The organism is Caenispirillum salinarum AK4 (assembly GCF_000315795.1).
GTDB lineage: Bacteria > Pseudomonadota > Alphaproteobacteria > Rhodospirillales > Rhodospirillaceae > Caenispirillum > Caenispirillum salinarum.
The window spans coordinates 13,185-37,806 of record NZ_ANHY01000025.1; the positions used below are offsets into that span (position 1 = coordinate 13,185).

A 24,622-nucleotide genomic window follows, 5' to 3' on the forward strand; every position below is an offset into this window, starting at 1 on the left:
GCGCGGCCGGTTCCCCGCGCCGGGCCGCCGCAAGCCCCTGCCGGGCCCGCCGACGGCGCGACGCTAATTCTGGATGCTGACCACGTTGTCCATCATGCGCAGCCAGAACTCGTCGATCTGGTGGATCATGAAGGGCAGGAAGAACAGGATCGACAGGAAGACCAGCAGGATCTTCGGCACGAAGGTCAGCGTCATCTCCTGGATGTGCGTCAGCGTCTGGATCAGCGAGATCAGCACGCCGACGACCAGGCCGACAAGCAGCACCGGCCCGGAAATCTTGACCAGCACCCAGATGCCGTCGCGCGCAATATCGATGATGTGGGCTTCATTCATAGGCTTAACCGGCCCGATGCCGGACCGAGCCGCCGGCCGCGCACGGCCGCCGGATCAGATCGGCATCTTGAGGATTTCCTGGTAGGCGGTCATGACACGGTCGCGCACGGTGGTCACCGTGTCCAGCGCCAGTTCGGCGTTGGAGACGGCCAGCACCACGTCGCGGATGTCGGCCTCGCCGTTGATCGCCTTCATCTGCATGTGCTCGGCCTCGACCCCCAGGTCGCGGGCCTCGCGCAGGCTGTCGCGCACCATGTTGGCGAAACTGGCGCCCGCGCCCGTGTCCTGCGCCGGCCGCGCGGCGTCGGGATTGGTGACCGCCTTGGCGGCCTGGTTGTAGGCGTTGATGGCGTTGGAAAAGCTGACGGCCATGGGTCTGCACTCACTGGTTCATGCACAAGAGCGGAGGACGCGCGCGATCGCGGCGGATCAGCGCAGCAGGTCCCGCGTGCGACTGAGCATCTGCTTGGACACCTGAAGGACGTTCATGTTCGCCTCGTAGGACCGCTGCGCCTCGCGCATGTCCATCAGCTCCACGAGCGGGTTGACGTTCGGGGTCAGCACGTAGCCCTGTTCGTCGGCGGCGGGGTGAGCCGGATCATACTTCCGGCCGAATGCGCTCATGTCGTACTCGGCGCGTTTGACCACCGGCTTCACGGCATCCATCTCGCGGTCCATGACGTCCTTGAAGTGCACCAGCTTGCGCCGGTACGGATCGCCGCCGGGCTGGTTGGACAGCGTGTTCTGGTTGGCCAGGTTCTCCGAGATCACGCGCAGGCGCTTGGCCTGGGCCTTCATGCCGGCCGACGCGATGCTGGAGGTCTTGGAAAGGTCATCCATCGTGGATCATCCCGCTATGACGGCCGCCGCTCAGCGCTGCTTGCCGAGCGCCGTCTTGAGCATGCTGACATTCTTCTTGAACAGGTTCAGCGCCAGTTCGTACTGGCCCTTGTTGCTGCCCACCTTTTCCATCTGCTCTTCCAGCACGACGCGGTTGCCGTCGATGCTTTCCTCGAAGGTCTTGGGCGTCTGGTCGCGGAAGGGGCCGCGCTCGGGCAGCGTTCCGGAGTGGTGGGCCGGGTGGGTCTGGGCCGTCGGCACCGAGGGGCGCATGATCTTGTCGATCTCGCGGCCGAAGTCCAGCTCCTTCAGGTCGCGCGCCTTGTATTCCGGCGTGTTGGCGTTGGCGATGTTCTGGGCCAAGATCTTCTGGCGCTGGGAAAGCCAGTCCATCTTGGTCTTGGTCATGTCGAACAGCGTCAGGTTACGCAGGTCCATGAAATATCCCCTCGGCCTCGGCGGCTTTTCACCGGTGTGGGAGCATAGTGCCTCCACCCCCTTTAAGGAACGGTAAATCAGACCGCACACCAGGGGGCGGCGGCACACCGCCACCACGCCCCGATCATGGCGCAAATTCTTTCATTCTTTCTTAAAACCGGCGGCGGCATTCTGCGCCGGCGCGCATTCCTGCCGGACGGAGCCCATGGCCGAGGACCATCACGCACCCGGCGCCCGCCGCCGGCCCCAGCGGGCACAGGCAGTGGCCCTGGACTGGAACCCCGAAACCGACGCCGTGCCCAAGGTGGTCGCCTCGGGCAGCGGGTCGGTGGCCGAGCAGATCCTCAACCTGGCGTTCGCCAACGGCGTGCGGGTGCGCGAGGACGCGGACCTGGTGCAGATCCTGGGTGCGCTGGACGTCGACATGGAGATCCCGCCCGAGGCCTATGCCGCGGTCGCCGAGATCCTGGTCTACGTCTACCGCGCCAACGGCCAGGAGCTGCCCCTGCCGCCCGATTCGTTTCCCGATGCGGAGACACGTTCGTGACCGATACCCCCGCCCCCTCCCTCGACTCCATCCGCCTGGAACTGGACAAGGCCGCCTCGGTGGTCGCCACTGCGGCGCGGCTGTCGGCGCAGGGCCGCACGGTCGATCTGAGCGCGCTGGAGGGCAAGGTGGCCGGCGCCTGCCGGGCCATCGCCGACCTCCCGCGCGAGGAGGCCTGCACCCTGCTGCCGACGCTGGACGCCCTTTTGACGGCGCTGGATGCGCTGGAGGGCGACCTCAAGACCCATTTCGCTGCCGGGCTGGGCGGCGCGACATCCGGCGGGGCCGCCGCGCCGCGCGCCGCCGCCGCCTACGGCCGCAACCAGCCGCCGCCTCCGCCGCCAGCCGCCGGTGCCGGCTCCGACCGAACCGACGACGGCGGCTGACCCACCACCAGCGCTTGCACCCGCCGCGCCAGACGCTATTCTTCCGCGCCATGCCCGCCGGCGTGGCGGCCGAGCCGCGAGAGCCATGGACCCCGAACTGATCTTCCGCGCCCTCATCGCCCTGTCGGTGGTCATCGGCCTTGTGCTGCTGGCCGGCGGCCTGGCGCGCCGCTTCGGGCTGGTGCCCGGCGCCTCCACCAGCCTGCGGGGCCGCAGCCGCGCCGCCCGGCGGCTCGAGGTGGTGGAGGTGCGCCCCGTCGACCCCAAGCGCCGCCTGGTGCTGGTGCGCCGCGACGACCGCGAGCACCTGCTGCTCATCGGCGGGCCCGACGACGTGGTGGTGGAACGCGGCATCGCGCCGCCTGCGCCGCCCGCGCCGCCGCCCGAGGAGCCCGCCGGGGACGCACCCGAGGAGACCGGTCCGCAGGGCATGCCGCACGACACACAGGACAAGGACGCCTCCCGATGACCCGCCGCCTGTTCCACCTGGGTCTCGTGGCCGCGCTGTTCGGCGCGGTGGCGGCGGTGCTCCTGGGCCTGCCGCAGGAGGCGCTGGCCCAGTCGGTGACGCTGGATCTCGGCGACGACAACGGCTCGACCACCAAGCGCATCGTGCAGCTTGTGCTGCTGATCACCGTCATCACGGTGGCGCCGTCCATCCTGCTGATGGTGACCAGCTTCACGCGCATCGTGGTGGTGTTTTCCATCCTGCGCGTCGCCATGGGCACCAACACCACGCCGCCCAACATGGTGCTGGTCAGCCTGGCCATGTTCCTGACCTTCTTCATCATGCAGCCGACGTTCGAGGAAGCCTGGGACACGGCGGTGGTGCCCATGGTCAACGAGCAGATCGACGAGTTCGAGGCCTTCGACCGCGCCACCAAGCCCTTTCACGACTTCATGATGCGCCAGGTGCGCGAGCGCGACCTGGAGCTGATGGTCAACATCGCCGGCGTCGAGGAACCGGCCACTCCCGAGGCCACGCCCCTGCGCGTGCTGGTGCCGGCCTTCATGATTTCCGAGCTGCGCCGCGCGTTCGAGATCGGGTTCCTGCTCTACGTGCCCTTCATCGTCATCGACATGGTGGTGGCGTCGGTGCTGATGTCCATGGGCATGATGATGCTGCCGCCCATGATGATCGCCCTGCCGCTCAAGCTGGTCTTCTTCGTGCTTGTCGACGGCTGGTACGTTCTGGTGGGATCGCTGGTGCAGAGTTTCGGGGGATAGCGCCCGGGCATCAGCGCCGGCCGGCGCCGATGCCCGGGCGATCCGCGTAATCCTGGGGGCTGACGCGGCGCTGCCGTGTTGCGTGCGCCGCCCGCTTATTTCATATTCCCCTAATGAACGAGACCCGCGCCATCACCGCCCGCACCCTCGACCCGCTGCGCGCCGCCCTTCCGGGACTCGCCCTGGCCGCCGTCATCGCCGCGGCGGCAATGGCCTTTCGCGCCCTGCCGGGCATGGCGACGGTGAGCCCGCTGATCCTGGCGATCGTCATCGGCATCGGCCTGCGCAACATCTTCGGCCTGCCCGCGGTGCTGGTTCCGGGCATCAAGGCCAGCCTGAAGCGCGTCCTGCGCGCCGGCATCGTGCTGCTGGGCCTGCAACTGACGCTGGGCCAGGTGATCGCCGTCGGCGCGCCGGGGCTGCTGGTGGTCGTCGCGACCCTGGCGGCGACCTTCGTCTTCACCCTGTGGCTCGGGTGGATGCTGGGTGTGGACCGGCCGCTGACGGAGCTGATGGCCACCGGCACCAGCGTCTGCGGCGCCTCCGCCGTCATCGCCGCCAACACGGTGTCCGAAGGCACGGACGAGGATGTGGCCTATGCGGTGGCCGCCGTCACCGTCTTCGGCTCCATCGCCATGCTCACCTACCCCTGGCTGGGCGAGGTGTTGGGCCTGAAGCCGCTGGTCTACGGCCTGTGGACGGGCGCCACCGTGCACGAGGTCGCCCAGGTGGTGGCCGCCGGGTTCCAGGCGGGGACCGAGGCCGGCGAACTGTCGACCATCGTCAAGTTGTCGCGCGTGGTCCTGCTGGCGCCGGTGGTGATCGTGCTCGGCCTCATGGCGGCGCGGCGGCACGGGGCGTCGAAGAAGGGCAAGGCGCCGACGCCGTGGTTCGTGGCGGGCTTCCTGCTGATGATCGGCATCAACAGCGCCGGCCTTCTTCCTGCGCAGGCCCACGCGCCGCTGGTGGCCGCCACGCCCTTCCTGCTCGCCATGGGCATGGCCGCCATGGGGCTGGAGACCGACGTCCGGCGCCTCGCCGCCAAGGGGCTGCGGCCGCTGGCCCTGGGCGCGGGCTCCGCCCTGTTCATCGCCGCCGCCGGACTGGGTCTGGTGAGCCTCCTCTAGCAGGGGCCGGATTTCCGCGCCTGACCAACGACAGGTTGACGGGGGCCGGCTTCCGGCGCACCATCACGGCGTTTCCAGGGGAGCCCCGGCCAAGGGGCTGAGAGTCTGCTGATCCCGCGCCTTCACCGAGGGGCGGGAGTCGCGGAGACCCTTCGAACCTGATCCGGTTTGGACCGGCGTAGGGAGGAAGGCCGACGCGCGCGCATCTCAGCCGTCGTCACCCCGGGGGGCGATCCGTCACGCCCGCACCCCATCCCCAAGCGCACCACCAACCGGATCTCCTGACGAGGCATCGCAAGGAGATCTGACCCATGCCCGATACCCACGCCCCCGATACCCACGCCGACACGTTCCGCGTCTCCACGGGCCCCCTGCCCTCCAGCCGCAAGGTCTACGTGCCCGGCACGCGGCACCCCGACATCCGCGTCGCCCAGCGCGAGATCGACCTGGAGCCCGCCAGCGGGGAAGCGCCGGTGGCCGTCTACGACAGCTCCGGTCCCTACACCGATCCGGACGTCGCCATCGACATCCGCCAGGGCCTGCCGCCGCTGCGCGCCGGGTGGATCAGCGCCCGCGGCGACGTGGAGACCGTCGCCGGCCGCGCGCCCAAGCCCGAGGACAACGGCCGCCGCCCTGGCGCCGCCGCCGCCACGCCCGCCTTCGACCGCGCCGATCGGCCGGTGCTGAAGGCCCGCGCCGGACGCGCGGTGACACAACTCGCCTACGCCCGTGCCGGCATCGTGACGCCCGAGATGGAATACGTCGCCATCCGCGAGAATCTGGGCCGCAGGGCGCTGGCCGAGAAAATGGAGCGCGACGGCGAAAGCTTCGGCGCCGCCATCCCCGACCACGTGACGCCCGAGTTCGTGCGCGACGAGATCGCCCGCGGCCGCGCCATCCTGCCGGCCAACATCAACCACCCGGAAACCGAGCCGATGATCATCGGCCGGAACTTCCTGGTGAAGATCAATGCCAACATCGGCAACTCGGCCGTCACCTCCTCGGTGGCCGAGGAAGTGGACAAGATGGTGTGGTCCATCCGCTGGGGCGCCGACACGGTCATGGACCTGTCCACCGGCACCGACATCCACGACACGCGGGAATGGATCCTGCGCAACAGCCCCGTGCCCATCGGCACCGTGCCGCTCTACCAGGCGCTGGAGAAAGTGAACGGCCGGGCCGAGGCGCTGACCTGGGAGGTTTTCCGCGACACGCTGATCGAGCAGGCGGAACAGGGCGTGGACTACTTCACCATCCACGCCGGCCTGCGGCTGGCCCACATTCCGCTGACGGCGCGGCGGGTCACGGGCATCGTCTCGCGCGGCGGGTCGATCATGGCGACCTGGTGCCTGGCGCACCACCGCGAGAGCTTCCTCTACGAGCGGTTCGCCGACATCTGCGACATCTGCCGCGCCTACGACATCGCCCTGTCGCTGGGCGACGGCCTGCGCCCCGGCAGCCTCGCCGACGCCAACGACGCCGCCCAGTTCGCCGAGCTGGAAACGCTGGGCGAGTTGACGACCATCGCCTGGGACCACGACGTGCAGGTGATGATCGAGGGCCCGGGCCATGTGCCCATGCACAAGATCAAGGAGAACATGGACAAGCAGCTCGCCCTCTGCGGCGAGGCGCCGTTCTACACCCTCGGCCCGCTGGTCACCGACATCGCGCCCGGCTACGACCACATCACCAGCGGCATTGGTGCCGCCATGATCGGCTGGTTCGGCACGTCCATGCTCTGCTACGTGACGCCCAAGGAACATTTGGGCCTGCCCGACCGCGACGACGTGAAGGTGGGCGTGGTGACCTACAAGATCGCCGCCCACGCCGCCGACCTCGCCAAGGGCCACCCCGCCGCCCGCCTGCGCGACGACGCCCTGTCGCGCGCGCGGTTCGAGTTCCGCTGGCGCGACCAGTTCCGCCTGGCGCTGGACCCGGAAACGGCGGAGCGCTTCCACGACCAGACCCTGCCGGCCGAAGGCGCCAAGCAGGCGCACTTCTGCTCCATGTGCGGGCCGAAGTTCTGCTCCATGAAGCTGTCCCACGACCTGCGCGCCATGGCCGACGCCGAGGACGGCATGGCGCAGATGTCGGAGAAATTCAGGGAGGAAGGTGGGACGCTCTATGTAACGGAGTAACCGGGCGCCGGGGCGTCGGCGTACACGAGGTCCCGGAAACGGGGCCGGCGCCCAAGGCACCGGCCCCTTTTCCTCATGCACGCTGTTTAGTCGGCGGCGGGTTCGCTGCCGTAGGCATCCTCGGCCTCCGGCAGCGGCCGGGCGTCACTGCCGGGCTGCGGTGCATTCTCGCCGGCTTCCGGCTTTTCCTCCGGGATCTCGGCCTGCTGCGGTCCGTCGCCTTCCAGCGTCACACCCAGGCTGGCGATGGTGCGCGGGTCCAGCTCGCCCGACGGCGCCAGGCCTTCGTCACGCTGATAGGCCGCGAGCGCCTGCGCCGTGCTGTCGCCCCACACGCCGTCGACCTCGATGTCGGCGCCGGCGTCCTTCAACGCCTGTTGAATGGCGCGCACCTTCTCTTCGTCCAGGTTCTCCCCGGACAGCCCGGCGGTCTCGCCGCCCGGCTGCGTCGGCATGTCCGGCTTGGCCTGGGCTTCGGTCTGCGTCTGGGTCTGCATGTCCGCCTGCGTCTTCTGGGAGGCGGTCGCCCCCGTGCCTTCCGCAAACGCCGGAAGAGAAAGGGCGGTGCTGGCCGCAAGGGCTGCGGCGATGGCTAGCTTTTTCATGGGACGGTTCCTCGTCTGAGTTGGTTCGTCCCAAAAACGGCAGCCCGGGGCCTGCCGTCTGCTGCAAAACTCTGTCCAAACGGTGTCAAGCCGAGAACAAGGCCCCGGCCGGCAGAACCGTCACGATCCGGCCTCAGTTGATCGCCGACAGCGCGCCCTGATCCAGGCGGTCGCGGTAGGCCGACAGGAAGCTCTGGAAGTTTTCCGCCTGCTTGATGCGGTCGGCCACCGTGCGGTAGTCGATCACGCCGTCCGCCGGGCTGGTGGTGATCAGGTCGAAGGCGTCCCGGTAGCTGGTCTGCTGCATGGCGCCCAGATAGCGCGAGCGCAGGGTCGACACCGCCCGTTCGTTGTTTGCGAGCGTCAGGGCCGTCGCCAGGTCCAGCACGCGGCGGGCCTGGGCGGTGGACAGGTCGAGGGTGCGGCTCGGCTGGGGCACCAGTTCCGCCAGGGCCTGGGCCGCCGCCTCCCAGTCCTGCTCCCCCCAATGGATTTCCGCGCGCAGCAGCTTGGCCGTGTCGCTGTCGTCGCCCTGCAGAAGCTCGATGGCTTCCCCCGGCCGGTCGACCTCGGCCAGCGCACGGGCCATGAGCTGGTTGCGCTGGCGGTCCAGCCGCTGCGGCATGTCGGGGGCGCGGGTGGTCAGCAGCGCCTTGACGGCTTCCTCCGGCTGGTGGTTCAGCAGGTGGACCAGCGCCAGGCGGCCGCCGATGCGCGCACGCTCCACGCCCTCCAGCCGGAACTTCGCCTGCCGCTCCAGCAGCATGGCCGCCTGGTCGAGCAGGTCCATGCTCACCAGCCGGTCGGCAAGGCGGCGGATCATCTCGTCGCCCTTGGCGCCCGTCGGCGTCAGTTCGCGGAAATCATCGAACAGCGCGATGGCGGTGATGGGCGACATCTCGTCGGCCTCGCCTTCCAGGTACAGGCGGTCGAAGATGTCGCGCATGGCCTGCGCCGCCTGGTCCGAGCCTTCAAGCTCGGGGAAGTAGCTGGCGGCGATCTTGTAGGTGCGCAGCGCATCGGCCCAGCGCTCTTCCTCGGCGTACAGTTCGCCCAGCCGCATGAGCAGGGTGAACTCGAAGGGGCCGCCGCGCCAGGCGAAGCGCAGGTTTTCCAGCCCCTCGATCAGCTCCGGGCGCTCGAGTCGCTCCATCTTGTAGAGCAGTTCCAGGCGGTCGCGGCCGGCCTTGGCGCGGTAGGGGCGGCTGGTCGAGCTTTCGACCTCCTCCCACTTTTCCACCGCCGACTGATAGGCGCCGGTGGCCTCGTCCAGGCGGCCTTCCAGATAGGTGATGGCGGCGATCTCGCCGGGCGTGTTGGAGTCGTTGCGCGCCGCTTCCAGGAAGTTGACGGCCGCCAGATCGTCGGCGGCATCCACCGCCGCTTCCGCCGCCTGAAGGGCCAGCGGCACCTTGACGCGCTGCGGATAGCTGCCGATCACCCGGCCGGTTTCGCGCAGGGTGCGGGCCTGCAGGGCCGGATCGCCCAGCGCGGCCTGCGCGGCGGCGCGCCAGAAGTCGGCCTCGTCGACGCCGGCGAGGCTGGGATGGCTCAGGTCCTCCACCGCCTCGTCGTAGCGGCCCATGAGGAAGTTGGCACCGCCGCGCAGCGCCCGGAAGGGCGCGCTGTTGACCATGCGCGGCGCCTCGTCGGCCAGCGTGCGCAGAACGCCCAGCGCTTCCGCCCCGTAGCCGTGGGCGAAGTAGAAGCGTGCCAGTTCCAGCCGCGCGCGGTCGCGGCGCTCGCCGTTGGCGTTGGCGACCGCCAGTTGCAGGTCCTGGCGGTTCTGCGTGAAATCCTCCACCGGGCCGCGCATCCAGCCGTCGATGTCATAGACCTGGGTCATGGCGGCGGCGGAGCCCACGTTCGCCATGGCTTCCAGGCGCGCCGTATCCTGCGACAGGCGCAAGCCCCCGCCCAGGGCGGTGATGTCGACGCCGTTGCGGGTGGAGGTGGCGGAAACCTTGTCGGTGTTGGGAATCGCCACGATGCCCTGGGCCGTCGCCGGCATGGTCAGGTCCGGGTACTGGCGGGCCGGCCAGATGCCGTGGCCGAGCGGAATCACCGGCACGACGATGAACTGGTCGCCGACCTCGGGGTCCTGAACGGTGATGGTCCGTCCGCCCTCCTCCACCGGCAGGTAGAGGCGCGGCCCGATGGGGCTCTGCGGCTGGGGCTCGACCTCGATGGGAGTCGCCGCCTTCATGGGCTGGCGCATCAGGTCGACGATCCACAGCAGGCCCTCGCGTCGGACGCTGGGGTTGTAGCCGGGTTCGGTGACCATGCGCACGATGGTCGAAGCGCGGCTCGGGATCTGCTCCACCGAGCGGACGACGCCCGTGCCAAGGCGGCGCAGCAGGTTGGTGTCCACTTCCTGATAGCGGTCGAAGACCACCCACAGGTAGCCGCCACGCCGGAACACGGCGGCGGCCGTCGGCTCGTTCCACGAGAAGCTGAGGCTGGCGACGCGGGCCCGGCCTTCGGGCGTCGGCTGTTCCTCGGCGGCCACGCCCTCGGCGCCGGCGTCGGCCTCGCGCGCGTTCTCGGCCGCCTCGATCTCGGCGGCGGCCTGCTCCATCTGGCGGCGGCGTTCCTCGGCCGAGGCTTCCTCGCCGCGTGCCTCCCGCAGGGCGCGGGCGAGCGCGGTGGCCGGGGTCGCCTCGGCGCCCGGATCGGTCTCTTCCCCGGCCTGTTCGGCCTGCGCGAGCGCCCGCGGCGGCTGCACCTGGGCCGGCGCATCGTCGACGCCCTCGCCGGTGGCGGCGTCGGCATCGGCGGCCGCGGCCGCGCCCTCCTCTTCCGGCTTCGGCGGCGGCGGCGCTGCGGCGACGGCGTCGTCGGGTGCGGCCTCGCGCTCCTCGGGGGTGCGGCGGGGCGGCTGCTCACCGGCCGGCGGCAGCAGGTCCAGCACCACCTTGGTGCCGCTGGTGAAGTGGCGCACGCGGCCGTCGTCCGGCAGCGGCACGGTGACGCGGGTGCGGCCGTCCTGCCGCTCCACGCCGACCTCGCGCAGTTGCTCGGGCATGGCGGCGCGGAAGGCGTTGAGGTCGATGCGCGCTTCGTCGTCGAAGCTGACGACGGCGTTCTCGCCGTTGCTCATGACCTTGTAGTCGACCGGCCGCGTCCAGTCGAACACGACGCGGAAGAAGCCCGGATGCTCGCCCGTGCGCACCGGCAGGCGCGGCGGCGGCGGCGCCGGATCGGCGGCCGCCTGCTGCGTGGCCGGCGGTTCCTCGGCCCGCGCCGGCCCGCCCATCAGGTCCACCACCACCGACGTGCCGATGGTGAAACTGCGCGGCGTGAAGCTGCCCTTGAGCGGCATGGTCACCGTGCGGCCGTCGGGTGAGACGCGCACACCGGAAACGTAATCCCCCAGCGCCGCCGGCACCCGGTTGGCATCGGCGTCCAGGGGGCGGTCGAAGGAAACGATCAGGCTGCCGGCCGCCGTCTCCACGTCGTAGCGCACGGGCTGGTCCCAGTCGAAGACGATGCGACCGTAACCGTCGTGGGCCGCAGCGCGCACGGCGGTGGCGGCCAGCGCATGGTTGTCCGGCCCGGGCACGGCGACCACGCCCAGCGCCGGCGCCAGCGCCAGGACGGCGGCCAGCACGACGGCGGCGGCCCCGCGGCGGCGGCGGGGCCGGGTTGTCCGCGCGGGGCGGCTATGGGCGCTCGGCAGGCCGGTCATCGGCTGTCAGCCTCTTGGTGAATGACGACGTCGACGCGGCGCTGGAAGGCATGCCGCTCGGCCTCCGACAGGTCCGCCGGCAGGGCACCGGACCGCGTCGGCCCGTGCCCCAGGATCACCGCCGGCCGCGCCAGACCGGAGCGGGTCAGCGCATCGGCGACCGCGGCGGCGCGCGCCATGGACAACTCCCACCCCGAGGTATGACCGGCCAGACCGGCGGTCGGCCCCTGCCCTTCCTCGGTGGGCGCGGCATGGCCGGTGACGGCGACACGGTTGCGCAGCGACGCCAGCACGCCGCCCAGCTGCGCCAGCGCGGCCTCTCCGGCCTCCGTCAGCACGGGACGGCCGGCGGCACCCGCATCGGCATCGGCATCGGCGAACAGCACGTCGGCGGGAACGGCCAGCACCAGGCGATCACCGCCCATGGCGATGCGCGCCCGGCCCAGCAGCGGATCGGTGGACAGGGTTTCGTCCAGCACCGCTGCAAGGTAGTTCAGGTTCATGGCGATGGGAACGGGGCGCGCGGTAATCGAATGCTCCACCGACCGTTCGTTGACCGGCTGGGCGGGGTCCACCTGCATGGTGCGCGAGAAGGCGGTGCTGACGGCCTCCCACGTCTCGGTCTTCATGCTGGTCATGGAGAACAGCAGGACGAAGAAAGTGAGCATGAGAATGACGAGATCGGCGAAGGTGACCATCCAGGCCGCCGGTCCGCGCTCGTGCATGGAAAGCTCGTCGTCCATCTCCGCCCTTCACTCCGCCGCCGGCCGCGCCGTGCGATCGTTCTCTCTCTCGGTCCCGCCGCCGGTCGTGGCGCCGGCAATCGGGCCCTGCCAGTCCAGGTCGGCCGCCGCCGCCTCCACCAGCGAGAAGCGGAAGACGGCCTCGTCCGGCCCGGCGGCGTCGCGCGTGGTGACACCCGCGACGATCATGTCGGGCGGAGCCCCGCGCGCCACCATGGTGCGCGCCAGCGACCCCGCCCGGTCGAGCGCCAGGGTTTCGCGCGCGCCCGAAGTTTCGCCCGTAGAGTAATCCGAAGCCGTTAAGAATTCCATGATGTAGCGGTAGCCCTCCGGCGGCGAGGCCATGGCCGCCACCAGCCGGTCCAGCATCCGCAGGTGCGGCCGCCGCACCGCCGCCAGCCCCGGCTCGAACAGGCTCTCCGCCGGCACCGTCACGTCCAGCAGCCGGCCGCGGCCGATGTCCTCGACCTTCGCGGCGGGAATGGCGCCCTCGAACAGGCCGCGCGCGGCGGTCTTGAAGGCGCGCGCCTCGGCCACCACCGTGCCGGCGTCGCCGGTGAAACGGCCCAGCGCGGTGCTGCCGAAGCGCTGGAAGGTGGCGTTCAGGCTGTCCATCGCCCGCGTGCTGCGCTGTTCCTCGAAGGTGGAATGGGCGATCAGCGCGATGAAGAACGCCAGCAGCATCAGGTACAGCGCCAGGAACAGCGACAGCGACGCGTGCCGCGTGCCGGCCCAGCCGTGCAGCGTCGGGTCGTCGGAGTGCTCCATGGGCTTGTCGGCGCGCAGGAGGGTCAGTCGAAGTCCGCCAGCAGGGCGTCGATGTCGTCCTGCTTCATGGCGTCCTCTGCCGATTGCGGACCGTTGAGCAGGTCCTCGTCGCTGGGTGTGTCGCCGGCGGCCTTGGCCCGGCCCTCGGCGGCGGGCTGCGCGGCGGCGGCGTCATCGCCGGCCGGATGGAACGCCCGCACCAGGCCGTCCACGCGCTCCTCGATCTGTTTGAGGGTGCGGACCACCTTGGTGATGCGCTGGCCGGTGATGTCCTGGAAGGTGCAGGCCTCGTAGATGCGGGTCGTGGCATCGGACAGCTTGTCGGCCACCTCGGGCGCCACATCGCCCGACACCTCCTCAAGCACCTCGGCGGCGTCCATGATCTGGTTGGTGGCCTTCTCGGTGGCCTCCACGATCGCATCCAGCTCGTCCGCCGCCGTCGGCAGCAGGTCGGACTGGATCTCGCCGGGATTGATGGACGAGATTTCCGCGCGGGCGGCATGGATGTAGCGGGCGAGACCTTCCAGCTCCTTGTAGAGCTGGACGTCGTCGGCGGTCAGGTCGCCGGTCATGGTGGTCAGCAGGCTTTCCACCACTTCCGCCACCTCGGCGACCGCGATCGTCTCCCCCTTTTCCCGGCGGATTTCCTCCAGGCGGGCCGCGAGGCCCTCATCGACACGAGTCGCGGCCATGGCCGTCCTCCCCCTCTCACCGACGGGCGCCGGCGCGCCCCGCACGAGCACGCCGACGTTTCACATCCCCCGGCGCCCGATCAGAAGTCGCCCAGGACGCTGACCATCTTGCTCTTCAGCGTCTCGGCGTTGAAGGGCTTCACGATGTAGTTGGACACGCCGGCTTCCTTGGCAGCGATGACGTTCTCCGACTTGGATTCGGCCGTCACCATGATGAAAGGCACGCCCTTCAGCTTGGCGTCGGCGCGCACCTCGCGCAGCAGCTGGAGGCCGGTCATCGGCTCCATGTTCCAGTCGGAGATCACCAGGCCGTAGCCCTGCGGGCCGCCGGCGCCGTTGGCGCGCAGCAGCTGAAGCGCGGCGCTGCCGTCCGTCGCTTCGTCGATGTTGGTGAAGCCCAACTGCCTCAGAAGATTGCGGATGATGCGCAGCATCGTCTTGTAGTCGTCCACAATCAGGACCTTCATATTCTTGTCGACAGCCATATTGGACTCCGTTTACGACAGCCGGGCGGCAGCAACCGTTATAGGCCGAAAAAGACTACCGCTTCTCATAAAATACCACACCTTGAGAGGCAACCCTTTTGGTGCCTCGTGTTCATCCCGCCTGCCCACCGGCCTCGGCCGGCAGTCGGCGCATGCGGGACAATTCCTCGGTCAAAGCGCGCGCTTTCTCGGCCTCCATGGACGCCAGGATGGGCGCCGACTTGCTCTCCTTCATGTTGACCATGACGGAGATCAGGATCGGCATGTCCAGATCATTGAAGATGCGCGCCGCGTCTTTGGGTTTCATTGTCGCGTAGATCTTGACGAGTTGCGCGACCTTTTCCGCCTCGCGCTCGTCATACTGCTGCAGCAGGCCGTTGATGGTGTTCTGAAGTTCCTTCAGTTCCGCCACCTTGCGGTCGATTCGCGTCTCGGCGGCCTGCAGCAGGCCCTCGCGCATGGCGAGTTCCTTCTCGCGCGCCTCGATCTGCTCGCGCCGCTCGGCCAGCTTTTGCAGCAGGTCGATTTCGGACTGGGTGAAGTTGGCCGGATCGCGGACCGGATCGTCGAACCCCGGCGTCCGCGCCGGCGCCTGGCCGCCCACCTGCGAGGCGCTGACCGGCGGCATTCCGCCCGCGTCCGCCCCTTCGCCGCCCTCGGGCGCGGGGGCCGGTGCCGGCGCCTGCGGTGCTCCGGCATCCTGCGCCTGGGCCGTCGTCTGGCCGACCGACAGGTCCGCCAGGTTCAGGCGGTTGAAGTCCTGCCACAGGTCGCCCAGCCGCACCGTCAGCATGAGTACGGCGACGAAGATGGTCGCCGGCAGAAGCCGTGGCCGGGGAATTTTCAATCGCGTCATGACGCTCATCTCTCGCCCCTCGAACCCTCGGTCGCATGGTCGGCGGTTCGGCAACGCCCCTGCGCCGCCGTCCGGCCTTGTCCGTGTTTCGTCGCCACCATCATGCCGCGCCGTCTCCTCGCCCGCTCATCGGACCGAGCGCAGGGCGCGCAGCAGCTCCCGTTCCGCTTCCGAGCGTTCGGGCTCGGGCGAGAACAGGGCATCGTCTTCGTGATCCTCGGCGGAGCTTTCCGCCGCTTCGGCCAGGCCGCGCAGGGCGCGGGTCAGGTCTTCCGTGCCGCCACCCAGGTTCGACGCCGGCGGCGCCAGGGGACGGCTGGCCTTGGCGGCGCGCGGAGCCGGAACCTGGGCGCGCGGACGTCCCTCGGCGGCCGCTCCGCCACCGGCGGCGCCGACCTGCGGCTGCGGCTGCGGCGGGCGCGGAGCCTGCGGCCGCGGCTGCGGCTGCGGCGCCTGCGGACGGGCCGACGCCACGGCCTGCGAGGCCGGAGCCGGACCGGGGGCCGGTGCACCCGGCTCGCGCATCGCGGCGCCGCCGCCGGTGCCGTTGGCGGTGCCGTTGCCGCTCAGCGCCGAGCCGGGCACGGCCTTCATTTCGTTGCGGGCGGCGCGCAGGGTCTGCTCCAGCGCCGTGGCCGTCTCGTCGGCGCGCTCGCACAGGAAGGCCAGGTCGTCGCGCAGCGCATTGGCCCGCTCCACCCGGTCCTGCAGGCCCTTCCCCGCATCCTCGGCGGCCTTGCGCAGGCGCGGGATGCCGCTTTCGGCCCGCACCGTGGCCTCGTTGAACTGACCGATCAGGCGCGCCAGCTCGTCGCGGTTCTTGCGCAGCACCGACAGGCGGTTGTTGAGCATCACCGCGAACACGATCGTCGGGATCAGCAGCAACACCACGATGATGTCGAGGATGAGCTTGAAGTCCATGAATGGGGTCCTAGCGCGGGTCAGCCGCCGATCTGGCGTTTGACCTTCTTGTCCAGCCGTATGGCGATGTTGCCGCCCTTGCGCCCCATGCGGCCCGAGAACATGGGCACGTCGCCGCAGCGCATCTGCACGGGGCTGTCGGGAGTGGCGTTCAGCATGATACGGCTGCCGACCTTAAGATTCAGTATGTCGCGCAGGTTGATCCACTGCTCGTCGAGCACCGCCTCGATGTCCACCTCGGTGAACCACATTTCCTCGGCGAGGTGGGTTTCCCAGATGGAGTCGCGGCCGAACTTCTCGCCCATGAACATCTGCAGCAGCAGTTCGCGGACGGGTTCCAGCGTCGCATAGGGCAGCAGCAGTTCCAGCCGCCCGCCGCGGTCTTCCATGTCGATGCGCAGCTTGGCGACGATCGCCGCGTTGGAGGGGCGCGAGATGGTGGCAAACCGCGGATTGGTTTCCAGACGGTCGAAGCGGAAGGTCACCGGCGACAGCGGATCGAAGGCCGCCGACAGGTCCGCCAGCACCACGTGGATCATGCGCTCCACCAGGTTGCGCTCGATCGTCGTATAGGGCCGCCCCTCCACGCGCATGGCCGCCGTGCCGCGCCGCCCGCCCAGCAGCACGTCCACGATCGAGTAGATCATGGAGCTGTCGACGGTCATCAGGCCGTAGTTGTCCCACTCCTCGGCCTTGAACACCGTCAGCATGGCGGGTAGCGGGATGGAGTTCAGGTAGTCGCCGAAGCGCAGGGACAGGATGTTGTCGAGCGAGACCTCCACGTTGTCGGACGTGAAGTTGCGCAAGGATGTCGACATCATGCGCACCAGGCGGTCGAACACGACTTCCAGCATGGGAAGGCGTTCGTAGGACACCAGCGCCGAGTTCAGGATGGCCTGGATGCCGGACTTTTCCTGGCGCTCGTCGTCGGTCTCGTCGAAGCCGAGCAGGCTGTCGATCTCGTCCTGGTTCAGGACGCGCGTGCTCTCGCGGCCCGAGCCGCTGTCGGCCAGGTCGCCGCCGCCGCCGTCGGAGGAGCCGAGCATGGCCTCCCACTCGGCGGCCATGGCATCGGCATCGTCGCCGTCCTCGCCGCCACCACCGCCGGCGTCGTCCCCGCCGCCGCCGGCCATGGCTTCCCATTCCCGCATGAGGGCTTCTTCGTCCTCTTGCGAAACCTCGCGCTGCGGATCGTCGTCGGCAGGAACCATGGACAGAAACCCTTTCGCTCCAGCGAGGGGCGCGGGACCGGCGGTGCTTGTGGCGCCGCCGGACACGGCCCTACTGAATGAGCATTTCCTTGAACAGGACGTCGTTGACCTTGGCGGGGCGCACCGCGTTGTTGACGCGCACGATCAACTCCTCGCGCAGGCGGTACATGCCTTCGGCGCCCTGCAGATCCTCCACCCGCAGCTCGCGGAGGTAGGTCTGGAAGTTGTCGATGACGCGCGGCATCATCGCCTCCACCTGGGCGGTGTCGGCGGCGCTGGACAGCTCCAGCGCCACGCGCAGCTTGAGGAAGGTGCGCTTGCGGCTGTTGGCGGAGTTGATGTCCACCAGCATTTCCGGCAGGTCGTAGAACACGGCCGCCGAGACGGGCACGCCCGCACCGCCGCCCTGCCCCTCGGTCATCACCTCGGGTGCCGGGCCGGACTGCTCCTCGCCGCCGGCCAGCATGTCGAGGACCGGGTCCGCCAAACCAGCGAAATAGGCACCCGCCAGGGCGCCCACCACCAGCAGCAGCGGCAGCACGACCATCAGAAGCAGCTTCTTGCCGCCCTTCTTGCCGGACCCGCCCCCGCCGCCCTCGTCGACGTCTTCCTCGAAATCCTCGTCGAGATCCTCGGCCATGCTACTCCTTCTGGCCGGAACGCCATGCCGTGCGGCACGCCGCCCCTTCTGCCCCCTGAACCTGACGGAAACCGCCCGCGCCGCCGGCCGCGCAGGCGGCGTCGGCGGCCGGACGGCCTGTATCCCAGTGGGAGGTACCCTAGACCTTCCGGGTTAACAAGAGGTTGACCGCTCCCCTGCGGCGAAGGCGGTGGGCAGAAACTGCCCGGCAAGGGATGCCGCGACCGCCGGCCCGCGGGGTCGGAAGGGCGGAAATCCGCCATCGGCGCGTTTGGCACGCCCCCTGCATACGAAGCGGGGCAACACCGACACGCTTCACCCGATCGACCCGATGGTGGCTTAAGTCATGGAAAACTCGGCCTATATCGCACTGGCTCATCAGAACGCCCTGTGGCGCCGGCTGGACACGGTGGCGAACAACATCGCCAACATGAACACGCCGGGCTTCAAGGGCCAGAAGCTGATGTTCACCGAGTACCTGACGCGCTCGTTGAACACGGACGGCCCGTTCAAGGAGAAGATCATCTTCCCCCGCGACATCGGCGTCGCCCGCGACATGACCGAGGGCAGCTGGCAGTCCACCGGCAACCCGCTGGACGTGGCGATTTCCGGCGACGGCTGGTTCGAGGTCGAGACGGCCGCCGGCCCCATGTACACCCGCAACGGCCACTTCCGCCTGAACGAGGACGGCCAGCTGGTCGCCTCCGACGGCAACCCGGTGATGTCCACCAACGGCACGCCGTTCTTCTTCGCCCCCAACGAGGCGAACATCACCATCAGCCAGGAAGGCACCGTCTCCACCGAGAACGGCCCCATCGGGCAGCTGCGCGTCGTGTCCTTCGAGGACCCGCAGAACATGCAGAAGGCCGCCGACAGCCTGTTCTACACCGAACAGGACCCACAGGAGGTGGAGCAGCCCCAGGTCCACCAGGGCATGCTGGAAAGCTCCAACGTCAACGCCGTGGTCAAGATGACCCGGATGATCGAGATCAACCGCTCCTATGCCAACGCTCAGAAGATGATCGAGAGCGAGCACGAGCGTCAGCGCCGCGCCATGGAAGCCTACCGCGGCCAGATCTGACCCACAGCACGGCATAGTTAAAGAGCGACCCGAGAGAGAAAGAGGACGACGACCATGCGCAGCCTGGATATCGGCGCCACCGGCATGCTGGCCCAGCAGACCAACGTCGAGGTGATCTCGAACAACATCGCCAACATGAACACCACCGCCTATTCGCGCCGGCGGGCGGAGTTCAACGACCTGCTTTACCAGAACATGGTGCGCGCCGGCTCGGCGTCGTCCGACCAGGGCACCATCGTGCCGGCCGGCGTGCAGCTGGGCCTGGGCGTACGCACCGCTGCCGTCTACCGCATCAGCGAGCAGGGCAGCCTGGCGCACACCGAGAACACCTTCGACCTCGCCATCGAGGGCAAGGGCTACTTCCAGATCCAGCTGCCCAACGGCGAGACCGCCTATACCCGCGACGGCAGCTTCCAGCTGGACCCCAACGGCACGCTGGTCACCCACCACGGCTACACGGTGCTGCCGGGCCTCACCATTCCGCAGGATGCCGTGGGCGTGACCGTCAACGAGTCCGGCGAGGTGCTGGTGGACATCGACGGCCAGGTGGAGCCGCAGAACGTCGGCCAGCTCCAGCTCGCCACCTTCGCCAACGAGGCCGGCCTGGAAGCCCAGGGCAAGAACCTGTACCTGGAGACCGCCGCGTCGGGCGCGTCCAACGTGGCCGTGCCGGGCACCCCGGGCTACGGCGTGGTGCGGCAGCACTTCATCGAGAATTCCAACGTCAACGTGGTCTCGGAAATCACCGACCTCATCTCCGCGCAGCGCGCCTACGAGATGAACTCCAAGGTGATCAAGACCTCCGACGAGATGATGGGCACCGTCAACCAGCTCAAGTAATACGCGTCGATGATTGAAAATCATCGACGCTGCGTTCACGCGCCACGCAGGCTCACGCGCCATAAGGCGCGGCGACCGGTCGCCCTTGCCGGGCGACGACTGAACGACTTCATGTGTCGCCCGGTATAAGGCCGCGGCCGAGGGCGGTGGGGCCGGCGCAGGCGCCGGGGCCGCGATAAAGCCTTCGGTAACACTTGCCGGGTTATAACGGCGGCCGGAAACGTGGAACCACGGAGACCGGGCCATGCCGCGCCTGATGCCTCGCAGCCTCGCCAAGCCCTGCCGCGCCCTTGTGCGGGGCCTCGCCCTTGCCGGCACGGCCCTTGCGCTGGCCGCCGGTGCGGCGCAGGCGGCGCAGGAGCAGCCTATGAACCTATCGCCCCAGGGCCTGACCGAGCCCCGGGCGCTGGAGGCTGCGCGCCCGGCAGAATTTGCCGGACCGCTGACGCTGCGCCCGGAAGCCACCGTGGACGGCGCCTATGTCCGCCTGAGCGACATCTTCGACAACCTGCCGCCGCGCCAGGACGCGGTCGTGGCCGCCGCGCCGCGCATCGGCGAGAGCATCGTCTACGACGCCGACTGGCTGCGCCGAGTCGCCCAGCAGCACGCCCTGGACTGGGCTCCGCTCGGGCGCTTCGACCAGGTGATCGTGGTGCGCGACAGCGACATGGTCGGCCGCGCCCAGATCATCGAGGCCCTGCGCCCGCACCTCATGGAGCGCGGCATGCCCGACCAGGCGGACATCAAGCTCAACGGCACCTCCGACAGCATCCGCATCGCCACGGCCGCCGGCGCGCGGGTGGCGGTGGAGGACCTTCAGTACGATCCCGGCCGCCAGCGCTTCACGGCGGCGCTGGAGGTGCCGGCGGGCAGCCCGACGGCACAGCGCCTGCGCGTCGCCGGACGGATTTTCCTGACCACCGCCGTGCCCGTGCTGCGCGCGACCATGCGCCACGGCGAACTGATCGAGCCCGACGACATCGATTACGTCACCCTGCGCGTCGACCAGCTCAAGCGCGACACGCTGACCGACCCGGAACAGCTTATCGGCCGCACGCCGCGCCGCTTCGTGCAGGCGGGTGCGCCGGTGACCGACATCCAGGTGCAGCGCCCGCGCATGGTGTCCAAGGGCGACGTCGTCACCATGAGCTACAGCACCCCCTACATGACCCTGACCACCCAGGGCCGCGCCATGGAGCACGGCGGCCTGGGCGACCAGGTCCGCATCCAGAACCTGCAGAGCAACACCACCGTCACCGCCGTGGTCACCGACCACAACGCCGTGACCGTGCAGCATGGGCGGCCCGCCGCCGGCCGCTGAGGCCGGTGCGTGTCCGCCCCCGGGAGTTGAGACCATGATTTCGCGCCTTCCCGCCCCCGTCGTCCGCGGCCTCGCGCTCGGCCTCGCCGTCGTCGCGCTGACGGGCTGCAACGCCATCCAGCGGCTGTCCGAGGTGGGCGAGCCGCCCAAGATGTCGACCATCGAAAACCCGGTGGAGGCCCGCAACTACCGCCCCGTCAGCATGCCCATGCCGCGGGTGCAGGAGGCCGACCCCAACGTCAACAGCCTGTGGCGTCCGGGCTCGCGCGCCTTCTTCAAGGACCAGCGCGCCAACGACATCGGCGACATCCTGACCGTGGTGGTCAACATCCAGAACGAGAACGCGGCACTCAGCAACTCCACCAACCGCTCGCGCGGGGCGAACGAAAGCGCCGGACTGCCGGGCTTCCTGGGCTTCGAGAGCCAGCTGGGGGCCATCCTTCCCGACGAGGTGGACCCGGGCAACCTGCTGAGCGCCGAAAGCGATTCCGGCTCCTCGGGCAGCGGCACCATCCAGCGCAGCGAGACCATCGACGTGCGCCTGGCAGCGGTGGTCACCCAGGTCCTGCCCAACGGCAACCTGGTTGTGGCCGGCCGGCAGGAAGTGCGCGTCAACAACGAGTTGCGCGAGCTTCAGGTGACCGGCGTGGTGCGGCCGCAGGACATCCGCTCCGACAACACCATCGACGTCGACAAGATCGCCGAGGCCCGCATCAGCTACGGCGGCCGCGGCACCATCTCCGACGTGCAGCAGCCGCGCTACGGCCAGCAGATCTTCGACATCATCTTCCCGTTCTGATCGGGGCGGGCCGGCGCAAGGACGGTGCGAGGGGATGAGCGGCGACCCCTCGCCCTCGCCGCGATCAGCCGGGGCACGAAAAAAGCGGGCGGCCTCCGGGAAGCCGCCCGCCTTTTCTTCAGCCCGCCGCGCGTCAGTCGCTGCGGTGGGTGCGTTCCATGCGCTCGTGGCGTTCCTGGGCCTCGATCGACAGGGTGGCGATCGGACGGGCCTCCAGGCGCTTGAGGCTGATGGGCTCGTTGGTTTCCTCGCAGTAGCCGTAGGTGCCTTCCTCGATGCGGTTGAGCGCCGCGTCGATCTTGGAGATCAGCTTGCGGGCCCGGTCGCGGGTGCGCAGCTCCAGGCTGCGGTCCATCTCGGCCGACGCCCGGTCGGCCAGGTCCGGCTCCTGCAACCCGCCCTCCTGGAGGTGCTCGAGGGTTTCCTCGGCTTCACGGTGCAGTTCGGCGCGCCACTTCAGCAACTTCTGGCGGAAATATTCCCGCTGCAGGTCGTTCATGAACGGCTCGTCGTCCGACGGTCGATAGTCGGGCGGAAGCGTGACGGTCATGCCTGTTCAACCCTGTTCGTTATCTTTCAGTGGGGCTTTGTATATCGACCCGCGATGCAAGGAGCAAGCGTCCATTTCGCCCGAGCCGCCGGGCCGGCCGGAGGCTGCGGTTCTTTCCGCCCTTGTCGGAACGGGAAACGTCAACCGCGCTCGAGCTTGGCGAGTTCCACCTCGGCACGCAGCTCGATTTCGTCCAGCAGGGCCGCCAGTTGCGGGTCCTGGGCGTCCTCGCGCTGCTCGCGCACCAGGCGGGCCAGCCCCGAAAGGCGGTCCTTGGGCACATGGCCCAGCAGCAGGCCGACGCGCAGTTCCTCCAGCCGGTCGAGGATGTCCTCGCCGCGCTGAAGCATGGCGGCCTGACGCTTGCGGCGGCCGGCCTCGTCGCCGGTCGCGTCGACGCCGTCCACCATCTGCGCGGCCAGAAGCGCTTCCAGCCCGCCCACCTGCGACGGCGCGTCGGACGCGCGCGCGCCTTGTGCGCCGGCATCGTCCTTGGCCTCGGCGCTGAAACGGCGCAGGGCCCGGGCGAAATCGGCGCTCTTGTCCTTGCTGGTCTTGTCGGTGCGACGCTGTCCGCCACCGGGACCAGGGCCGGAAATCTTCATCCGCGTCAACCGTGTGTTAATGACACCCGCCTAGAGTCTAGGACGCACCGCCCCCGCGGGAAAGAGGGAATCGGCGCCACCGGCACGGCAAAGTTTGCCTATCCGCAGGCCCATATCCCCGGCCTTCCGCGCGCGGCGCCGCCCCGTTCAAGGTGTGGCACGCCGTTCGCATGAAGGGGCGAGACAGTTGGTAAGAAGGACGATCCGATCGTGACCAGTCACCGCCGCCGCTTCTCTCTGCGCCGCCTGGCCGCCGTCGCGCTGTCGGTGCTGACGGCCTGCGCGGTGCTGACGGGCACGCTGGTGCCCGCGCCGGCGTCGGCCGCCTCGCGCATCAAGGACATCGCCGATTTCGAGGGCGTGCGCGACAACCTGCTGGTGGGCTACGGCATCGTCGTCGGCCTGGACGGCAGCGGCGACGACCTGGGCGACGCCCCCTTCACCCGCGAAAGCCTGGTGAGCATGCTCGAGCGCCTGGGCGTCAACACCCGCGGCATCGACATCGACAGCGAAAACGTGGCGGCCGTCATGGTCACCGCCGAACTGCCGCCGTTCTCCCGTCAGGGCAGCCGCATCGACGTGGCCGTCAGCGCGCTGGGCACGGCGGAAAGCCTGCTCGGCGGCACGCTGCTGGTGACTCCGCTGCTGGGCGCGGACGGCGAGGTCTACGCCGTCGGCCAGGGCCAGGTGCAGGTGGGCGGCTTCAAGGCGCAGGGGCAGGCCGAGACGGTCACCAAGGGCGTGCCGACCTCGGGCCGCATCCCCAACGGCGCCATCATCGAGCGCGAGATCCCGTTCGAGCTGCGCGACCTCAACCAGGTCAAGCTGGCCCTGCGCAACCCGGACTTCACCACCGCCCGGCGGATCGCCCAGGCGGTCAACGCCTATTTGGGCACGCCGGCGGCGGCGCCGACCGATCCGGGCACGGTGCAGGTCTCGGTGCCGCCGAACACGGACGTGGTGAACCTGCTGACCGACATCGAGCAGCTCCGCGTCGAACCCGACCAGCTGGCCCGCGTGGTCATCGACGAGGCCACCGGCATCATCGTCATCGGCGACAATGTGCGCGTCTCGCGCGTCGCCATCGCCCAGGGCAGCCTGACCATCCGCGTGACCGAAACGCCCCAGGTCAGCCAGCCCGCGCCGTTTTCCGAAACCGGCCAGACCGCCATCGTGCCGCGCACCGACATCGAGGTGGACGAGGACGAGGACCGCCGGCTGGGCATCGTCGAGGGCGGCGTCAGCCTTCAGGAACTGGTGGACGGCCTGAACGCGCTCGGCATCGGCCCGCGCGACATGATCAGCATCCTGCAGGCCATCAAGGCGGCCGGCGCCCTTCAGGCCGAAATCGAGGTGATGTGATGAGCATGGACCCGCTTGGACAGAACGTTTCCGGCCTCATTGCCCAGGCTCGCGCCCAGGGCGGCCCCAACGTCGCGCCCGGCAGCGTCAAGAACATCGAACAGGCCCGCAAGACGGCCCAGGACTTCGAGGCGTTCTTCCTGTCGCAGATGTTCCAGCACATGTTCTCGGGCATAAAGACCGACGAGATGTTCGGCGGCGGCCAGGGCGAGGAGATGTGGCGGTCCATGCTGGTGGACCAGTACGGCAAGGACATCGCCGCCAACGGCGGCATCGGCATCGCCGACCAAGTCATGAAAGCACTGTTGCAGACCCAGGAGGTTGACCAATGAGCGGTCCCAACCGCCCGCCTGGTCCGCCGCGCCCGCCGGGCGCCGGTCCCGCGCGTCCCGGCCCCGGCGCCGGCCCCGCCGCCCCGG

Annotated in this window: 28 protein-coding genes and 1 riboswitch; of the genes, 12 read left to right on the forward strand and 16 right to left on the reverse strand. The window is 69.4% G+C overall.

The window, feature by feature from the left end:
• Nucleotides 1–63: 63 nt before the first annotated feature.
• The 4 genes from fliQ to flgB are packed head-to-tail and all read right to left on the reverse strand — an operon-like array spanning nucleotide 64 to nucleotide 1,611.
• Nucleotides 64–333 carry a flagellar biosynthesis protein FliQ gene (fliQ, locus tag C882_RS20425; RefSeq protein WP_009542583.1) on the reverse strand — a complete coding sequence of 90 codons (270 nt, stop codon included), beginning with the start codon at nucleotides 331–333 and terminating at the stop codon, nucleotides 64–66.
• 54 nt (nucleotides 334–387) lie between these two features.
• A complete protein-coding gene (locus C882_RS20430) occupies nucleotides 388–705 on the reverse strand; it encodes a flagellar hook-basal body complex protein FliE (RefSeq protein WP_009542584.1) in 318 nt (105 codons plus the stop codon).
• Between the two features lie 57 nt (nucleotides 706–762).
• Nucleotides 763–1,173, reverse strand: a complete 411-nt coding sequence (flgC, locus tag C882_RS20435) for a flagellar basal body rod protein FlgC (protein ID WP_009542585.1) — start codon at nucleotides 1,171–1,173, stop codon at nucleotides 763–765.
• Nucleotides 1,174–1,203: 30 nt separating this feature from the next.
• A complete protein-coding gene (gene flgB, locus C882_RS20440) occupies nucleotides 1,204–1,611 on the reverse strand; it encodes a flagellar basal body rod protein FlgB (protein WP_009542586.1) in 408 nt (135 codons plus the stop codon).
• Between the two features lie 205 nt (nucleotides 1,612–1,816).
• On the opposite strand from flgB, the gene C882_RS20445 reads away from it, so the two are divergent.
• The 6 genes from C882_RS20445 to thiC all read left to right on the forward strand — a co-directional run bounded on the left by C882_RS20445 (nucleotide 1,817) and on the right by thiC (nucleotide 7,036).
• Nucleotides 1,817–2,158, forward strand: a complete 342-nt coding sequence (locus tag C882_RS20445; RefSeq protein WP_009542587.1) for an EscU/YscU/HrcU family type III secretion system export apparatus switch protein — start codon at nucleotides 1,817–1,819, stop codon at nucleotides 2,156–2,158.
• On the forward strand, nucleotides 2,155–2,544 hold the full coding sequence (locus C882_RS24455; RefSeq protein WP_009542588.1) for a hypothetical protein: 390 nt from the start codon (nucleotides 2,155–2,157) through the stop codon (nucleotides 2,542–2,544). Before C882_RS20445 ends, C882_RS24455 begins: the two co-directional genes overlap by 4 nt.
• 85 nt (nucleotides 2,545–2,629) lie before the next feature.
• On the forward strand, nucleotides 2,630–3,013 hold the full coding sequence (locus tag C882_RS24460; RefSeq protein WP_009542589.1) for a FliO/MopB family protein: 384 nt from the start codon (nucleotides 2,630–2,632) through the stop codon (nucleotides 3,011–3,013).
• Nucleotides 3,010–3,771 (forward strand): flagellar type III secretion system pore protein FliP, encoded by a 762-nt coding sequence (gene fliP, locus C882_RS20460; protein ID WP_009542590.1) that lies wholly within the window; start codon nucleotides 3,010–3,012, stop codon nucleotides 3,769–3,771. The genes C882_RS24460 and fliP overlap by 4 nt, the downstream gene beginning before the upstream one ends.
• Nucleotides 3,772–3,884: 113 nt before the next feature.
• Complete coding sequence (locus tag C882_RS20465; protein ID WP_009542591.1) at nucleotides 3,885–4,898, forward strand: YeiH family protein; 1,014 nt, start codon at nucleotides 3,885–3,887, stop codon at nucleotides 4,896–4,898.
• A gap of 66 nt (nucleotides 4,899–4,964) precedes the next feature.
• A riboswitch (TPP riboswitch) is annotated at nucleotides 4,965–5,100 on the forward strand.
• 109 nt (nucleotides 5,101–5,209) lie between these two features.
• Nucleotides 5,210–7,036, forward strand: coding sequence for a phosphomethylpyrimidine synthase ThiC (gene thiC / locus C882_RS20470; protein ID WP_009542593.1), 1,827 nt, complete (start codon nucleotides 5,210–5,212; stop codon nucleotides 7,034–7,036).
• Nucleotides 7,037–7,122: 86 nt separating this feature from the next.
• Here the strand turns inward: thiC and C882_RS20475 are convergent, their stop codons facing one another.
• From C882_RS20475 to C882_RS20520, 10 genes are all read right to left on the reverse strand, one after another.
• Complete coding sequence (locus C882_RS20475; RefSeq protein WP_009542594.1) at nucleotides 7,123–7,641, reverse strand: peptidoglycan-binding domain-containing protein; 519 nt, start codon at nucleotides 7,639–7,641, stop codon at nucleotides 7,123–7,125.
• A gap of 133 nt (nucleotides 7,642–7,774) precedes the next feature.
• The gene (locus tag C882_RS20480; protein ID WP_009542595.1) at nucleotides 7,775–11,329 is read right to left on the reverse strand and encodes a tetratricopeptide repeat protein; all 3,555 of its coding nucleotides are present in this window, start codon (nucleotides 11,327–11,329) and stop codon (nucleotides 7,775–7,777) included.
• Nucleotides 11,326–12,072: an OmpA/MotB family protein gene (locus C882_RS20485; RefSeq protein WP_009542596.1), complete on the reverse strand. Its 747-nt coding sequence runs from the start codon at nucleotides 12,070–12,072 to the stop codon at nucleotides 11,326–11,328. The genes C882_RS20480 and C882_RS20485 overlap by 4 nt, the downstream gene beginning before the upstream one ends.
• Nucleotides 12,073–12,081: 9 nt before the next feature.
• Nucleotides 12,082–12,840: a hypothetical protein gene (locus tag C882_RS20490; RefSeq protein ID WP_009542597.1), complete on the reverse strand. Its 759-nt coding sequence runs from the start codon at nucleotides 12,838–12,840 to the stop codon at nucleotides 12,082–12,084.
• A gap of 23 nt (nucleotides 12,841–12,863) precedes the next feature.
• Nucleotides 12,864–13,532 (reverse strand): protein phosphatase CheZ, encoded by a 669-nt coding sequence (locus tag C882_RS20495; RefSeq protein WP_009542598.1) that lies wholly within the window; start codon nucleotides 13,530–13,532, stop codon nucleotides 12,864–12,866.
• Nucleotides 13,533–13,612: 80 nt separating this feature from the next.
• Nucleotides 13,613–14,017, reverse strand: a complete 405-nt coding sequence (locus tag C882_RS20500) for a response regulator (RefSeq protein WP_009542599.1) — start codon at nucleotides 14,015–14,017, stop codon at nucleotides 13,613–13,615.
• A gap of 112 nt (nucleotides 14,018–14,129) precedes the next feature.
• Nucleotides 14,130–14,873, reverse strand: a complete 744-nt coding sequence (locus C882_RS20505) for a MotE family protein (protein ID WP_236262724.1) — start codon at nucleotides 14,871–14,873, stop codon at nucleotides 14,130–14,132.
• A 126-nt stretch (nucleotides 14,874–14,999) separates the two neighbouring features.
• Complete coding sequence (locus tag C882_RS25305; protein WP_009542601.1) at nucleotides 15,000–15,794, reverse strand: DUF6468 domain-containing protein; 795 nt, start codon at nucleotides 15,792–15,794, stop codon at nucleotides 15,000–15,002.
• Nucleotides 15,795–15,814: 20 nt separating this feature from the next.
• Complete coding sequence (gene fliM / locus C882_RS20515; RefSeq protein ID WP_009542602.1) at nucleotides 15,815–17,005, reverse strand: flagellar motor switch protein FliM; 1,191 nt, start codon at nucleotides 17,003–17,005, stop codon at nucleotides 15,815–15,817.
• A 70-nt stretch (nucleotides 17,006–17,075) separates the two neighbouring features.
• Entirely contained in the window at nucleotides 17,076–17,645 is a 570-nt protein-coding gene (locus C882_RS20520; protein WP_009542603.1) for a flagellar basal body-associated FliL family protein, read from the reverse strand.
• Between the two features lie 346 nt (nucleotides 17,646–17,991).
• Here C882_RS20520 and flgF point away from each other — a divergent pair, with 346 nt between their 5' ends.
• The 4 genes from flgF (at nucleotide 17,992) to flgH (ending at nucleotide 21,686) form a co-directional block, all read left to right on the forward strand.
• The gene (gene flgF, locus C882_RS20525) at nucleotides 17,992–18,726 is read left to right on the forward strand and encodes a flagellar basal-body rod protein FlgF (protein WP_009542605.1); all 735 of its coding nucleotides are present in this window, start codon (nucleotides 17,992–17,994) and stop codon (nucleotides 18,724–18,726) included.
• A 54-nt stretch (nucleotides 18,727–18,780) separates the two neighbouring features.
• Complete coding sequence (gene flgG / locus C882_RS20530) at nucleotides 18,781–19,566, forward strand: flagellar basal-body rod protein FlgG (RefSeq protein WP_009542606.1); 786 nt, start codon at nucleotides 18,781–18,783, stop codon at nucleotides 19,564–19,566.
• A 244-nt stretch (nucleotides 19,567–19,810) separates the two neighbouring features.
• Entirely contained in the window at nucleotides 19,811–20,887 is a 1,077-nt protein-coding gene (flgA, locus tag C882_RS23610) for a flagellar basal body P-ring formation chaperone FlgA (RefSeq protein WP_009542607.1), read from the forward strand.
• Nucleotides 20,888–20,921: 34 nt separating this feature from the next.
• Nucleotides 20,922–21,686, forward strand: a complete 765-nt coding sequence (flgH, locus tag C882_RS20540; protein WP_009542608.1) for a flagellar basal body L-ring protein FlgH — start codon at nucleotides 20,922–20,924, stop codon at nucleotides 21,684–21,686.
• Nucleotides 21,687–21,819: 133 nt separating this feature from the next.
• Here flgH and dksA read toward each other — a convergent pair whose 3' ends face one another.
• Complete coding sequence (gene dksA, locus C882_RS20545; RefSeq protein WP_009542609.1) at nucleotides 21,820–22,236, reverse strand: RNA polymerase-binding protein DksA; 417 nt, start codon at nucleotides 22,234–22,236, stop codon at nucleotides 21,820–21,822.
• Between the two features lie 140 nt (nucleotides 22,237–22,376).
• Nucleotides 22,377–22,841, reverse strand: coding sequence for a flagellar assembly protein FliX (locus C882_RS20550; protein ID WP_009542610.1), 465 nt, complete (start codon nucleotides 22,839–22,841; stop codon nucleotides 22,377–22,379).
• 210 nt (nucleotides 22,842–23,051) lie between these two features.
• Here C882_RS20550 and C882_RS20555 point away from each other — a divergent pair, with 210 nt between their 5' ends.
• Nucleotides 23,052–24,203: a flagellar basal body P-ring protein FlgI gene (locus tag C882_RS20555; RefSeq protein WP_009542611.1), complete on the forward strand. Its 1,152-nt coding sequence runs from the start codon at nucleotides 23,052–23,054 to the stop codon at nucleotides 24,201–24,203.
• Nucleotides 24,203–24,535, forward strand: coding sequence for a rod-binding protein (locus tag C882_RS20560; RefSeq protein ID WP_009542612.1), 333 nt, complete (start codon nucleotides 24,203–24,205; stop codon nucleotides 24,533–24,535). The genes C882_RS20555 and C882_RS20560 overlap by 1 nt, the downstream gene beginning before the upstream one ends.
• The last annotated feature ends 87 nt before the right edge of the window (nucleotides 24,536–24,622 follow it).

Bases quoted from the DNA above. Each gene is read 5' to 3' on its own strand.
- C882_RS20505 (WP_236262724.1), bottom strand. From the start codon at position 14,873: ATGACGCGATTGAAAATTCCCCGGCCACGGCTTCTGCCGGCGACCATC.
- C882_RS25305 (WP_009542601.1), bottom strand. From the start codon at position 15,794: ATGGACTTCAAGCTCATCCTCGACATCATCGTGGTGTTGCTGCTGATC.
- C882_RS24460 (WP_009542589.1), top strand. From the start codon at position 2,630: ATGGACCCCGAACTGATCTTCCGCGCCCTCATCGCCCTGTCGGTGGTC.
- dksA (WP_009542609.1), bottom strand. From the start codon at position 22,236: ATGACCGTCACGCTTCCGCCCGACTATCGACCGTCGGACGACGAGCCG.
- C882_RS20445 (WP_009542587.1), top strand. From the start codon at position 1,817: ATGGCCGAGGACCATCACGCACCCGGCGCCCGCCGCCGGCCCCAGCGG.
- C882_RS20520 (WP_009542603.1), bottom strand. From the start codon at position 17,645: ATGGCCGAGGATCTCGACGAGGATTTCGAGGAAGACGTCGACGAGGGC.
- C882_RS20430 (WP_009542584.1), bottom strand. From the start codon at position 705: ATGGCCGTCAGCTTTTCCAACGCCATCAACGCCTACAACCAGGCCGCC.
- C882_RS20560 (WP_009542612.1), top strand. From the start codon at position 24,203: ATGAGCATGGACCCGCTTGGACAGAACGTTTCCGGCCTCATTGCCCAG.
- fliM (WP_009542602.1), bottom strand. From the start codon at position 17,005: ATGGTTCCTGCCGACGACGATCCGCAGCGCGAGGTTTCGCAAGAGGAC.
- C882_RS20500 (WP_009542599.1), bottom strand. From the start codon at position 14,017: ATGGCTGTCGACAAGAATATGAAGGTCCTGATTGTGGACGACTACAAG.
- fliP (WP_009542590.1), top strand. From the start codon at position 3,010: ATGACCCGCCGCCTGTTCCACCTGGGTCTCGTGGCCGCGCTGTTCGGC.
- C882_RS20550 (WP_009542610.1), bottom strand. From the start codon at position 22,841: ATGAAGATTTCCGGCCCTGGTCCCGGTGGCGGACAGCGTCGCACCGAC.
- C882_RS20495 (WP_009542598.1), bottom strand. From the start codon at position 13,532: ATGGCCGCGACTCGTGTCGATGAGGGCCTCGCGGCCCGCCTGGAGGAA.
- thiC (WP_009542593.1), top strand. From the start codon at position 5,210: ATGCCCGATACCCACGCCCCCGATACCCACGCCGACACGTTCCGCGTC.
- flgA (WP_009542607.1), top strand. From the start codon at position 19,811: ATGCCGCGCCTGATGCCTCGCAGCCTCGCCAAGCCCTGCCGCGCCCTT.
- flgC (WP_009542585.1), bottom strand. From the start codon at position 1,173: ATGGATGACCTTTCCAAGACCTCCAGCATCGCGTCGGCCGGCATGAAG.
- flgH (WP_009542608.1), top strand. From the start codon at position 20,922: ATGATTTCGCGCCTTCCCGCCCCCGTCGTCCGCGGCCTCGCGCTCGGC.
- C882_RS20485 (WP_009542596.1), bottom strand. From the start codon at position 12,072: ATGGACGACGAGCTTTCCATGCACGAGCGCGGACCGGCGGCCTGGATG.
- flgB (WP_009542586.1), bottom strand. From the start codon at position 1,611: ATGGACCTGCGTAACCTGACGCTGTTCGACATGACCAAGACCAAGATG.
- flgF (WP_009542605.1), top strand. From the start codon at position 17,992: ATGGAAAACTCGGCCTATATCGCACTGGCTCATCAGAACGCCCTGTGG.
- C882_RS20465 (WP_009542591.1), top strand. From the start codon at position 3,885: ATGAACGAGACCCGCGCCATCACCGCCCGCACCCTCGACCCGCTGCGC.
- fliQ (WP_009542583.1), bottom strand. From the start codon at position 333: ATGAATGAAGCCCACATCATCGATATTGCGCGCGACGGCATCTGGGTG.
- C882_RS20475 (WP_009542594.1), bottom strand. From the start codon at position 7,641: ATGAAAAAGCTAGCCATCGCCGCAGCCCTTGCGGCCAGCACCGCCCTT.
- flgG (WP_009542606.1), top strand. From the start codon at position 18,781: ATGCGCAGCCTGGATATCGGCGCCACCGGCATGCTGGCCCAGCAGACC.
- C882_RS20480 (WP_009542595.1), bottom strand. From the start codon at position 11,329: ATGACCGGCCTGCCGAGCGCCCATAGCCGCCCCGCGCGGACAACCCGG.
- C882_RS20490 (WP_009542597.1), bottom strand. From the start codon at position 12,840: ATGGAGCACTCCGACGACCCGACGCTGCACGGCTGGGCCGGCACGCGG.